The 12,191-nt window shown below is 63.4% G+C and carries 13 protein-coding genes; 10 read left to right on the top strand and 3 right to left on the bottom strand.

Annotation, left to right across the window (positions count from 1 at the left end):
- Window positions 1–75: 75 nt before the first annotated feature.
- Both NKK52_RS26110 and NKK52_RS26105 read right to left on the bottom strand, forming a co-directional pair.
- Complete coding sequence (locus tag NKK52_RS26110) at window positions 76–1,218, bottom strand: benzoate/H(+) symporter BenE family transporter (protein WP_023681390.1); 1,143 nt, start codon at window positions 1,216–1,218, stop codon at window positions 76–78.
- A 6-nt stretch (window positions 1,219–1,224) separates the two neighbouring features.
- Entirely contained in the window at window positions 1,225–1,995 is a 771-nt protein-coding gene (locus NKK52_RS26105; protein WP_023681389.1) for an alpha/beta hydrolase, read from the bottom strand.
- Window positions 1,996–2,242: 247 nt separating this feature from the next.
- Here NKK52_RS26105 and infC point away from each other — a divergent pair, with 247 nt between their 5' ends.
- The 8 genes from infC (at window position 2,243) to NKK52_RS26065 (ending at window position 9,347) form a co-directional block, all read left to right on the top strand.
- Entirely contained in the window at window positions 2,243–2,779 is a 537-nt protein-coding gene (infC, locus tag NKK52_RS26100; RefSeq protein ID WP_023744911.1) for a translation initiation factor IF-3, read from the top strand.
- Between the two features lie 132 nt (window positions 2,780–2,911).
- Window positions 2,912–3,550 (top strand): methyltransferase family protein, encoded by a 639-nt coding sequence (locus tag NKK52_RS26095; protein ID WP_023681388.1) that lies wholly within the window; start codon window positions 2,912–2,914, stop codon window positions 3,548–3,550.
- Between the two features lie 184 nt (window positions 3,551–3,734).
- Entirely contained in the window at window positions 3,735–3,938 is a 204-nt protein-coding gene (gene rpmI, locus NKK52_RS26090) for a 50S ribosomal protein L35 (protein WP_006201248.1), read from the top strand.
- Between the two features lie 39 nt (window positions 3,939–3,977).
- Window positions 3,978–4,379 carry a 50S ribosomal protein L20 gene (gene rplT, locus NKK52_RS26085; protein WP_023672281.1) on the top strand — a complete coding sequence of 134 codons (402 nt, stop codon included), beginning with the start codon at window positions 3,978–3,980 and terminating at the stop codon, window positions 4,377–4,379.
- Window positions 4,380–4,675: 296 nt separating this feature from the next.
- Window positions 4,676–5,728 carry a phenylalanine--tRNA ligase subunit alpha gene (gene pheS / locus NKK52_RS26080; protein WP_032891898.1) on the top strand — a complete coding sequence of 351 codons (1,053 nt, stop codon included), beginning with the start codon at window positions 4,676–4,678 and terminating at the stop codon, window positions 5,726–5,728.
- Complete coding sequence (locus tag NKK52_RS26075) at window positions 5,725–6,171, top strand: GFA family protein (RefSeq protein WP_023681387.1); 447 nt, start codon at window positions 5,725–5,727, stop codon at window positions 6,169–6,171. Before pheS ends, NKK52_RS26075 begins: the two co-directional genes overlap by 4 nt.
- Window positions 6,172–6,173: 2 nt before the next feature.
- Window positions 6,174–8,582, top strand: coding sequence for a phenylalanine--tRNA ligase subunit beta (gene pheT / locus NKK52_RS26070; protein ID WP_023681386.1), 2,409 nt, complete (start codon window positions 6,174–6,176; stop codon window positions 8,580–8,582).
- Between the two features lie 162 nt (window positions 8,583–8,744).
- Window positions 8,745–9,347, top strand: coding sequence for a nucleotidyltransferase family protein (locus tag NKK52_RS26065; protein ID WP_023681385.1), 603 nt, complete (start codon window positions 8,745–8,747; stop codon window positions 9,345–9,347).
- Window positions 9,348–9,566: 219 nt separating this feature from the next.
- Here NKK52_RS26065 and NKK52_RS26060 read toward each other — a convergent pair whose 3' ends face one another.
- Window positions 9,567–10,562, bottom strand: coding sequence for an aldo/keto reductase (locus tag NKK52_RS26060; RefSeq protein WP_023681384.1), 996 nt, complete (start codon window positions 10,560–10,562; stop codon window positions 9,567–9,569).
- Between the two features lie 96 nt (window positions 10,563–10,658).
- On the opposite strand from NKK52_RS26060, the gene NKK52_RS26055 reads away from it, so the two are divergent.
- Both NKK52_RS26055 and NKK52_RS26050 read left to right on the top strand, forming a co-directional pair.
- Window positions 10,659–11,549: a LysR family transcriptional regulator gene (locus NKK52_RS26055; protein WP_023681383.1), complete on the top strand. Its 891-nt coding sequence runs from the start codon at window positions 10,659–10,661 to the stop codon at window positions 11,547–11,549.
- Between the two features lie 58 nt (window positions 11,550–11,607).
- Entirely contained in the window at window positions 11,608–12,186 is a 579-nt protein-coding gene (locus NKK52_RS26050) for a cytochrome b (RefSeq protein ID WP_023681382.1), read from the top strand.
- The last annotated feature ends 5 nt before the right edge of the window (window positions 12,187–12,191 follow it).

Genomic DNA, 12,191 nt, shown 5'->3' with positions numbered 1-12,191 from the left:
GTGGATTCGAAATGGGATGAGAAAAACGGCGATTCAAGACAACGTCCGCCAAAACCGGACAAGGTCCTGAATTGATTATCGCTTTTTGACCGCTTCGAGGAAAAGCACGACCAGGCCGGCGACCAAGCCCCAGAAGGCGGCGCCAACGCCGAACAAAGTCAGCCCCGACGCGGTGACAACGAAGGTGACAGTAGCCGCCATGCGCTGGTCCTCGTCCTTGAGCGCGATCGCCAGCGCGTTGGCCAGCGACCCCATCAACGCCAGGCCGGCCACCAGCACGATCAGGCTTTGCGGCAGCACTGCGAAGATCGCCACCAGCGAGGCGCCGAAAACCGCGAAGATCAGATAGGCAAGTGCATAGAAGGGTCCGGTCTTCCAGCGCTCGGCCGGGTCGGGATGGACGTCCGGCCCGGTGCAGATCGCCGCAGAGATCGCGGCCAGATTGGTGGTCGAGCCGCCAAACGGCGCCGACAGCAGCGAGAACAGGCCGGTGACGCCGATCAGCGGGCCGGGTTCGGGGTGATAGCCGGCGGCGCGCAAGACGGCGAGACCCGACAGGTTCTGCGACGCCATGGTGACGAGGTAGAGCGGCAGCGCCAGGCCGATGACAGCTGCGGCGCTGAAATGCGGAGCAATCAGCGTCAGCGTCGACAGTTCCGGTGCCGGCAGTCCGCCGACGCGGCCTGTCAGGAAGGCGGCGATGCCGCCGCCGATCAGCACCGCCAGCACCGACAGCGCCGGGTTGAACAGGCGAATGACGAAGAAGGCCGCGATCAGCGGCAGGATCAACCAGGGGTCGACCGGAATGGTCTTGACGGCATTGAGCGCGAAGGTGACGACGATGCCCGCCAGCATGCCGGACGCGACTGACGCCGGTATCCTTGATATCAGCTGGGTCAGCGGCTTGAACAGGCCGGTGGCGATCAACATTAGGCCGGTGACGATGAAGGCGCCGACCGCATCGGCCATGGTAAACCCGCTCGATGCCGCCATCAGCGCCAGGCCCGGTGTCGACCAGGCGGTGATGATGGGTATTTTCGTGCGCCAGGACAGCCACAAGCATTCGATCGCCATCGCCACGCACACTGCCGTCACCCAGCTCGCGGTTTCGGCTTGCGTGGCGCCAACCGCCTTGGCGGCGGCAATGACGACGGCCAGCGTGCCGCCGAAGCCGACGATTGCCGCGACAAAGGCGGATATCGGGATGGAAATGCGCATTCTCGCCTACCCCGCCCGCTGAACCATGTCGCCCACCGCCCTCAGCAGCATGTCGAGATCCTGCGGCCGCGACAGGCGGTGGTCGCCGTCGGGAATGAGCGACAAGGTGACGTCGTCGGCCGGCAGCAGCGAGACCAGCTTCAGCGCATGGCTTGCCGGCACATCGGCATCGGCCAGGCCCTGCAGGATGTGGACGGGGCAATGGGTATCGATCGGCCCGGTCATGACCCGGTTCGCCCTGCCGTCCTCGATCAGCGCGCTTGTGTAGATGTAAGGCTCGGCGGAATAGTCCGAAGGTTCTTCGAAAAAGCCTTTCTCCCGGAGGTCGCGCCTCTGTTCCTCCGTCAGAGCCGGCTCGACCAGCTCGGCGGTGAAATCCGGCGCCGGCGCGAGCAGCACCAGGCCAACCACATTGCTGTCGCCCGCCTTGCGCAGTTCCTGCACCATGCGCAGCGCGATCCAGGCGCCCATCGACGAGCCGACCAGGATTTGCTTGCCCTCGGTGAAACGCCGGAAGACGGCGAGGCTCTCGCCAAGCCATTTCGAAATGGTGCCGTCGGCAAAGGCGCCGCCGGATTCGCCATGGCCGGAATAATCGTGGCGCAGATACGCGCGGCCTTCCCTTGCCGCCCAATCCGACAACGTCTGCGCCTTCGTGCCCAGCATGTCGGATTTATAGCCGCCGAGCCAGACGATGCCGGGCGTTGCGCCCGAGGAATGGCGAACCGCGATATCAATGCCGTCGACATCCAGCAGGGTTGGGGTGGTCGCGGTCATGGCTGTGGATCAATCCTGGTCCTGGGGGCCTGATTGCGGGAGCCTGATTTTACTCGCCGGTCTTTTGACACAGGCACAGGCGAGGCGGAAAGTGCTCGCGACATCCTTTGTTTGGTGCAGGCCTGCGATCAGGGTGATTTTCTGTCAGCGCTGTGCTATTGACTCCGCCCGCGCGCTCACCACATTGGCGCGTCCTGAACATTTCTAGATTGAAACCCTGAACGAAACGGCCAAGGAGACCACGACCATTCGCAGACCTTTCAAAGCAGCGGCGCCCACCAAAGATGGCCCGCGCTCCAACCGTGATATCCGGGTTCCCCGGGTCCAACTGATCGACGCCGATGGCCAGAACCGCGGCGATATTTCCATCAACGACGCATTGCTGCTCGCCGAAGAGGCAGGGCTCGATCTGGTCGAGATCTCGCCCAATGCGGTGCCGCCTGTCGTCAAAATTCTCGATCTCGGCAAATTGAAATACGCCAACCAGAAGAAGGCGGCCGAGGCGCGCAAGAACCAGAAGGTCATCGAGATCAAGGAGATCAAGATGCGCCCGAACATCGACAGCCATGACTACGAAACCAAGATGAAGGCCGTGCGGCGCTTCTTCGAGGAAGGTGACAAGGTCAAGCTGACGCTGCGCTTCCGCGGCCGCGAGATGGCGCATATGGAACTCGGCATGCAGCTCCTGAACAAGGTGCGCGAGGAGACGGCTACCATCGCCAAGGTCGAAGCCGAGCCGAAGCTGGAAGGCCGCCAGATGATGATGGTGCTGGCCCCGCGCTAGATCAGTTCGGGCGTTGCGCTCTAAATCCGCCTGAATCCTGTCTCATGGCGTCCCGGCGATCGGCGGGACGCCGATTCTCCTGTCCAGACGCCGCGATCGCCGGCAAAGCTTCTCGACGATCGGATTCCCGACATGGCCAATGAAATCAACCCTGCGCCCATCAAGGAGCTGGGCGGCTACCAGCACATGCGCCGGATGGTGCTTGCGGTGCTGGTGGTGGTGCTGTTTGCGGCACTGCTGTTCGGCCAGTCGACCTTCCCGCCCGATACCCCGGTGCATGAAACGATCGAGATGGTCGGCGTGCTGCTGATCTTCCTTGGCGTCGTCGGCCGCTTGTGGTCGACACTCTATATCGGGGGGCGCAAATCCTCCGAAGTGGTCACCGGCGGACCCTATTCGATCACCCGCAATCCTCTCTACGTGTTCTCGACCGTTGCCGCCGCCGGCGTCGGGGCGCAGATCGGCTCGTTCTCCGGCATCGTCCTGTTTGCGCTTTTGTGCGCCGGCGCCTTCCACATCGTCATCCTGCGCGAGGAACGGTATCTCAAGGAGGTTCTCGGCGCGCCCTACACAGCCTATCTGGCGCGGGTGCCGCGTTTCTTCCCCCAGCTGTCGCTCTACCAGGAAGGCGACACCGGCAGCTTCAAGCCGCGCCTCTTGCTGACCACCTTGCTCGACGGGCTGGTGTTTCTGGTGGCGTTGCCGGTGTTCGAGACCATCGATGGTGCCCAGCAATCGGGCATTCTGCCGGTGCTGTTTAGGCTGCCCTGATCGCGGAGAGAGCGTCGCAGCCGCTCGGGTGTTGCGCGCCAGCCCGCTTTGACGTATAGGACCGCCGTTCCAAGAAAACCGCCCGGCAGGGCATGCCGTGGCGGTTTCATTTGCTTTTCGGGCTTTTGGTCCGCCCGAAGCGAACAAGAAGCGCGATTGTGCGCCACCAATACGGAGTAGCAAAATGCCCAAGATGAAGACCAAATCGGCCGCCAAGAAGCGGTTCAAGATCACAGGTACGGGTAAAGTCCTGTCGGCTGCGGCCGGCAAGCGTCACGGCATGATCAAGCGTTCCAACAAGTTCATTCGAAATGCCCGCGGCACGATGGTTCTGGCTGAACCGGATGGCAAGAAGGTCATCAAGAATTTTCTGCCGAACGGCCTCTGAGCATTCGGTTTCAGGAACAGCGTTTAAGGAGATCATGACATGGCACGCGTAAAAAGAGGCGTCACCTCGCACGCCAAGCACAAGAAGGTCCTGAAAGCCGCGAAAGGCTTCTACGGCCGCCGCAAGAACACCATTCGCATCGCCAAGCAGGCGGTCGAAAAGTCGATGCAGTATGCGTATCGCGACCGCAAGAACCGCAAGCGCTCGTTCCGCGCGCTGTGGATCCAGCGCATCAACGCCGCGACGCACGAGCATGGCCTGACCTATGGCCGCTTCATCGACGGCCTCAACAAGTCCGGTATCGAGATCGATCGCAAGATCCTGTCCGACATGGCCATCCATGAACCGCAGGCGTTCGCCGCACTCGTGGCCAAGGCCAAGGTCGCGCTCGAATATCTGAAGAACACCACCCCGAATGCTTTTGAAAGCGCTGTCGCCTAGAGCATGATGCCAAAAAGTTGCTGACTTTTTGGACAACATCATGCTCAGGGAAATTTAGCGAGGAGCGCGATCTTTCCGAAAAGTCTGCAACTTTTCGGGATCGGCCTCCGAGCCCAGCGCTTCCCAGCATTCGCAATTCTGATTGGGGAACCCGCGCTGGCACGGCTGGCGCGGGTTTTTCTTATGGCTGAACTTTCAACTTGAAAGTGACTTTCACCTCAAAGTTGACTCCCAACACAGCGAGTTTGACCGTGAACGACATAGCTACCGGCTTGGATACTCTCGAAAACTCCCTGATGGCCGACGTCGCGTCGGCCGCCGATGAGGCTGCTATCGAAGCCGTGCGCGTCGCGGCTCTCGGCAAAAAGGGGTCGATCTCGGAATTGCTGAAGACACTGGGCGCGATGAGCGCCGAGGAGCGCCAGGTCAAGGGCCCCGCGATCAACGGCCTGAAGAACCGCGTCACCGAAGCGCTGACGACACGCAAGGCCGAGCTGAAGGATGTGGCGGTCACGGCGCGCCTTGCCGCCGAGACGGTCGACGTGACGCTGCCGGTGCGGCAATCGCCGGCCGAGCGCGGCCGCATCCATCCGATCAGCCAGGTCATCGACGAGATCGCGGCGATCTTCGGCGATCTCGGCTTTGCCATCGCAGAAGGTCCCGATGTCGAGAGCGACTATTACAATTTCACCGCGCTGAATTTCCCCGAAGGGCATCCGGCGCGCGAGATGCACGATACCTTCTTTTTCCAGCCGGACGAAAAGGGCGAGCGCAAGCTGTTGCGCACGCACACCTCGCCGGTACAGATCCGCACCATGGAGAAGCAGAAGCCGCCGATCCGCATCGTCATTCCCGGCAAGACCTACCGGCAGGATTCCGACGCTACCCACTCGCCGATGTTCCATCAGGTCGAGGGGCTGGTGATCGACAAATCGGCCAATGTCGCCAACATGAAGTGGGTGCTGGAAGAATTCTGCAAGGCTTTCTTCGAGGTGCCGCAGGTCAAGATGCGCTTCCGGCCGTCGTTCTTCCCGTTCACCGAGCCAAGCCTCGAGGTCGACATCCAATGCGACCGCTCGCGGCCCGGCGAAGTGCGCTTCGGCGAAGGCTCCGACTGGATGGAGATCCTCGGCTGCGGCATGGTCCACCCCAATGTGCTGCGCGCCGGCGGGCTCGATCCCGACGAATATCAGGGCTTTGCCTGGGGCATGGGAATCGACCGCATCGCCATGCTGAAATACGGCATGCCGGACCTGCGCGCCTTCTTCGACGCCGATGTCCGCTGGCTGTCGCATTACGGTTTCCGGCCGCTCGACATGCCGACGCTGTTCGGAGGTCTTTCCGCATGACGGCGCCGCACGCCGGTGGCTGCCGCTGCGGCGCGGTACGGTTCGAGGCCTCGGTCGAACCGCACCATGTCAGCTATTGCCATTGCGGCGATTGCCGGCGCGCCAGCGGCGCGCCGGTGTCGGCCTTTGTCGGCTTCCTTACCGAGCAGGTGGCTTTCACCGGCAAGGCACTGAAGATGTACGAGAACGGCCCGGTTACACGCTCGTTCTGCGGCATTTGCGGCTCGCCTATCGCCTATGTCGACGAGCGGCTGGAAGACCACATCTATTTCATGCTGGGCGCCATGGACATGCCGGCTTATTTCCGGCCGACGCACCATGCCTATGTGCGCGAGCAGCTGCCCTTCGTGCATATGCCCGACGACTTGCCGCGCCATTTGAAGACAAGCGTGCCCAGACCCGATGGACAAGGTCCGGGCGGGTACAGACAAAACGGAACATAGTGATGAAACTCACCCTTTCCTGGCTCAAGGATCATCTCGACACCGACGCCACGCTCGACGAGATCGTCGAGAGGCTGACCTCGATCGGCCTCGAAGTCGAGCATGTCGACGACAAGGCCGGCCTGAAGCCGTTCGTCATCGCCAAGGTGCTGACGGCGGTGCAGCATCCCGACGCCGACCGGCTGCGGGTGCTGACCGTCGACACCGGCAATGGCGCAGCCCCTGTCCAGGTGGTGTGCGGTGCGCCGAATGCCCGCGCCGGCCTGATCGGCGCCTTCGCCGCGCCCGGCGCCTATGTGCCCGGTATCGACGTGACGCTGACCGTCGGCAAGATCCGCGGCGTCGAGAGCCATGGCATGATGTGTTCCGAGCGCGAGCTGGAGCTGTCGGATGAGCACAATGGCATTATCGACCTGCCGGCCGATGCGCCTGTCGGCACCAGCTTCGCGGCTTACGCGCATCTCGACGATCCGGTGATCGAGATCAATCTGACGCCGAACCGGCCGGATGCGACCAGCATTTACGGCGTCGCCCGGGACCTGGCGGCAAGCGGGCTTGGCCGGCTCAAGACCGCGCCGGTCGAAGCGGTCCCTGGCAAAGGTGAAACGCCGGTCAAGGTGACCATCGAGGCGCCGGAGCTCTGCCCCGGTTTCGCGCTGCGCCTGGTGAAAGGCGTGAAGAACGGGCCGTCGCCGAAATGGCTGCAGCAAAGGCTGATCGCCATCGGCTTGCGCCCGATCAGCGCGCTGGTCGACATCACCAACTACGTCACCTTCGACCGTGGCCGGCCGCTGCATGTGTTCGATGCCAAGAAGGTCGCCGGCAATCTCGTCGTGCGCCGCGCACGCGACGACGAGAAGGTGCTGGCGCTTGACGGGCGCGAATACACGCTGACGCCGCAGATGTGCGTGATCGCCGACGACAATGGCGTCGAATCGATCGCCGGTGTCATGGGCGGCGAGCATTCCGGCTGCGACGAGAACACCACGGACGTGCTGATCGAATCCGCTCTTTGGGATCCGATCACCACGGCCCGCACTGGCCGTACGCTCGGCATCATCACCGATGCCCGTTACCGTTTCGAGCGTGGCGTCGACCCAGAATTCATGGTGCCCGGCGTCGAGCTGGCGACAAAGCTTGTGCTGGAGTTCTGCGGCGGCGAGCCGACGGAAACCGAGGTCGTTGGCTATGCCGGCTACAAGCCTAAGATCGTTTCCTTCCCGATCTCGGAAGTAAAGCGGCTGACCGGCACCGAAGTGCCAAAGGCGGAAAGCCTCGACATCCTTTCGCGCCTCGGCTTCGAGCCGCAGGGCTCGGACGACATCGTCGATGTGGCGGTGCCGTCCTGGCGGCCCGATGTCGATGGCAAAGCCGACCTGGTCGAGGAAGTCATGCGCATTCACGGCGTCGACAACATCGCGCCGCAGCCGCTCGGCGCTCATGAAGCGGTCAATTCCAAGATCCTGACGACGCTGCAGGTGCGCACCCGCATTGCTAAGCGCTCGCTCGCCGTGCGGGGCATGCTGGAGGTTCTCACCTGGTCGTTCATCCCGGCCAAACACGCCGAACTGTTCGGCGGCGGCCAGACGGCGCTGAAGCTCGCCAATCCGATTGCAGCCGACATGTCCGATATGCGGCCCTCGCTGTTGCCCGGCCTGATCGTCGCCGCGCAGCGCAATGCCGACAAGGGCATCGGCGATGTCGCGCTGTTCGAGGTCTCCGGTACCTATGAGGGCGACGGCCCCGACCAGCAGCGGCGCGTTGCGGCCGGTGTGCGCCGCGGCACCGCCAAGCTCGACGGCTCCGGCCGCAGTTGGGCCGGCAATTCCGGTCCGGTCGGCGTATTCGACGCCAAGGCCGACGCGATTGCAGCGCTGGAAGCCTGCGGCGCCCCGGTCGACAGGCTGCAGATCGAGCCAGGCGGTCCGGCCTGGTACCATCCCGGCCGCTCCGGCACGATCAAGCTCGGCCCGAAGACCGTGCTCGGCACGTTCGGCGAATTCCACCCCAAGACGCTGGAGGGGTTGGACGTTTCCGGACCGATCTGCGGTTTCGAGGTCTATATCGACGCCGTGCCGGAACCGAAGGCCAAGCCGACGAAAACCAAGCCGAAGCTCGAGCTGTCCGCCTTCCATGCGGTGAAGCGCGACTTTGCTTTCGTCGTCGACAAGGCGGTCGAGGCCGGTACGCTGGTGCGCGCGGCGCTCGCTGCCGACAAGAAGCTGGTCACCGGCGTTTCGGTGTTCGACGTGTTCGAGGGGGCATCTCTCGGGGCCGCCAAGAAGTCGATTGCCATCGAAGTGTCTATCCAGCCGGTTGAAAAGACGCTCACCGACGAGGATTTCGAGGCGCTGGCCAAGCGCATCGTCGACAATGTCGGCAAGCAAACGGGCGGCATGCTGAGAACGTAGAGCGGCTAACGCCCGCCCTACATATTTCGCCTTCACGCAATTCTTAGGGAAAGCGCGTCTTAGGGAAAGCGCGGCGCGCTTTCCCAGGAAAACCGCTACACACTTTTTCCTGGAATTGCTTCTGAGGATTGCCGGCAGTTGCGAATCGCTCTCCAAAGGGCGATGGACCATCTGCGCTATTCCGGTCTGCCGTTCGAAGCCCAGCGCGAAGCGTTTCTCGCAATGGTGTTGGCGGATGCGCTCGTCAGCGACGCGCTGGAGCGGGCCCGCACGCTGGCGTTGCCGGACTGGCTGGTGGTGTCCGGCGCGCTCTACAACAGCATCTGGAACCATCTGACCGGCAAGCCGCCGGGCTACGGCATCAAGGATGTCGATCTCTTCTACTTCGATGACAGCGACCTGTCCTACGAGGCCGAGGACGCGGTCATCCGCCGGGCGGCGCAGCATTTCGAGGGGCTGGCTCTGCCGGCCGAGGTGCGCAACCAGGCACGGGTGCATCTGTGGTATCCGCAGAAATTCGGCCAGCCCTGCCCGCGCTATACGAGCTCCAGCGAGTCGGTGAGCTATTTCGCCTCGAAGACGCATGCGGTCGGGGTGCGATACGATGCCGACGAGCAGCTTGAGATCGTGGCGCCGTTCGGGCTGGATGACCTCTTCGCGTTTCGCATCACGCCCAACCGGCTGATGGATAACAGGCGCACGCATGAGGCGAAGGGGGCGAGGGCGAAGGCGTGCTGGCCGGAGATTACGGTGGTGCCTTGGTGATACGAAATGGCGGCGCGAGGCACCCCCCTCTGGCCTGCCGGCCATCTCCCCCGCAAGGAGGGAGATTGGCAGCTTCATCGTTGGCGCACTTTCTGCAACGTTGGTGATTGGCGAAAACAGCGACGACAGCCGATCTCCCCCCTTGCGGGGGAGATGTCCGGCAGGACAGAGGGGGGTGCCGCGCGCTGACTTCTCAGGGCGCCAAGCTCCCCCGCTTGTTCACCCATTCACCAGCGCCAACAGTTCCTCCGTATAGCGCTTGCCAACCACCTTATCCGGCGACAGCGCGTCGCCAATCGCCGCCACCTCGGCCGCGCTCAGCTCGATCCCGACCGCCGCCGTGTTCTGCTCGAGATGGCGTATCTTTCTTGCGCCGGGGATCGGCACGATGAAGTCGCCCTGGTGCAGCACCCAAGCCAGCGCCAGCTGCGCCGATGTGACGCCTTTTTCCACCGCCAGCTTTTCCAGCGTCGCAACGACCTTGGCGTTTGCCGCCATGGCGTCGGCCTGGAAACGCGGCAAGGTGCGGCGCCAATCGTCGTCGCTGAGGGCCTCGGGCTTGGCGATGGTGCCGGTGAGCAGGCCGCGACCGAGCGGGCTGTAGGGGACGAAGCCGATGCCGAGTTCGCGGCAGACATCGAACACTTCGTCTTCGGGGTCGCGGCTCCAAAGCGAGTACTCACTCTGCACGGCAGCGATCGGATGCACGGCGTGCGCCCGGCGGATGGTGGCGGCACTGACCTCCGACAGGCCCAGCGCCCGCACCTTGCCATCGCGCACCAGCTCGGCCATGGCACCGACCGTGTCCTCTATCGGCACGTCGGGATCGACGCGGTGCTGGTAGTAGAGGTCGATAACATCGGTATCGAGCCGCTTCAGCGAGGCTTCCGCCACCGCCTTGACGTGCTCCGGGCGGCTGTCGACGCCGACCATGCGTTCGAGGCCTGAGCCTTCCTCGGAAATCTTGAAGCCGAATTTGGTGGCGATCGTCACCCTGTCGCGCACCGGCTTCAACGCCTTGCCGAGAAGGATCTCGTTCTCAAAGGGACCATAGACTTCGGCGGTGTCGAAAAACGTCACGCCGATCTCGACAGCGCGGCGCAGCGTGGCGATTGCGTCAACCTCTGCCTGACCGCCATATGCGAAGCTCATGCCCATGCAGCCGAGGCCGACGGGGAAGACTTCGAGCTCAGTACCAAGTTTGCGGGTTTTCATGGCGCATCTCCTTGTTGCGATGAAACAGAGATAGCGCCTGGCTTTACGTTCGATAATTGGCTGTCATTCGCACGGGCTGTTCTATAAAATAGAGCAATGAACCGAGCGCATCTTTCTCAACTCGCTGTACTGGCAACAGTCGCCCAATGCGGTAGTTTTCGCGGCGCGGCGCGCGAACTGGCCATCGCGCCCTCGGCAGTTAGCCATGCCGTGTCCAGCCTGGAGGCGCGGCTCGGCGTGCGGCTTTTGGCGCGCAGCACCCGCAGCGTGGCACCAACGGAGGAGGGCGCGCAGCTGCTCGAACGGCTGCGGCCGGCGCTGTCCGAGATCGATCTGGCGCTGGAAACGGCGATCGAGGCGCGCGACCGGCCGGCCGGGAACCTGCGGCTGACCGTGCCGCGCACCGCGGCCCACCTGGCATTGACGCCCAGGCTCGGCGGCTTTGCCGCGGCCTATCCCGACATCGTGCTGGAAATCGTCATCGAGGATCGCTTCACCGACGTCGTCGAAGGCGGCTTCGATGCCGGCGTGCGGCTCGGTGAGAGCCTGCAGCGCGACATGATCGCGGTGCGCATCGGACCGGACCTTCGCGGCGCCGCGGTCGGCGCGCCATCCTATTTCGCGACCATGCCAAGACCCCGCCATCCGCGCGATCTTGCCGACCACCGCTGCATCCGCTTCCGTTTTTCCAGCGGCATTCTTTACCGCTGGGAATTCGAGAAGGATGGCGAAGAGATCGAGATCGCGGCGCAAGGGCCGCTGATCCTCGACGAAGACCATCTGATCGCCCAGGCAGCGGTCGACGGCGCAGGGCTCGCCTTCGTCTTCGACGATTATGTGCGCGCGCCGCTCGCCGACGGCCGCTTGATCCGCGTGCTGGAAGACTGGTGTCCGCCCTTCGACGGTTTCTTCGTCTACTACCCCAGCCGCCGCCAGATGCGCCCGGCGCTGCGGGCGTTTGTGGATTTCTTCAAGGTCGGTGCTTAGCCACCTCCCCCTTGTGGGGAGGGTGGAAGAAAGCCCAGCTGCCATTCGTTCACCAGCCATGCCGGCATTCATCACCAACAACTCAACCCGCTACGGCTGGGCGGCGATCGTCCTCCACTGGCTGATCGGCATCCTGTTCATCGGCCAGTTCATGCTCGGCTTCATCATGGTGCGGTTGACCAGCCAGCGCACCGCCTTCGAGCTGATCCAGCTGCACAAATCCTTCGGCTTCCTGCTGCTCGGCCTCCTCATCCTGCGCATTGCCTGGCGGCTCGGCAATGCGGCCCCGGCCTTGCCGGCCTCGGTCGGAGGCCTGGAGCGTCGGACGGCGCCGCTGGCGCATCTGGCACTTTATGGCTTCCAGCTCGCGGTGCCGCTGTCCGGCTGGGCACTGGTTTCGGTGTCGATGCTGGAGATCCCCAGCATGCCGTTCAACCTTTTCGTGATGCCGAACCTGCCGCTCGGCGTGTCCGATGCGGCGGAAAACTTCTGGGCGGCAGCACACTGGTATCTCGCCTATGCCGGCATTGCCTTGGTTGCGCTGCATGCGCTGGCGGCGCTGCGGCATCATTTCTGGCTGCGCGACAGCGTGCTCACGCGCATGATCACGCCTTCGTCAGATCAGGACATGGAATAGCGCGC

Source organism: Mesorhizobium sp. C277A, from assembly GCF_040324395.1.
GTDB lineage: Bacteria > Pseudomonadota > Alphaproteobacteria > Rhizobiales > Rhizobiaceae > Mesorhizobium.
Note: the sequence above shows the minus strand (reverse complement) of the source record. Positions and strands in the feature narration are given on the sequence as shown.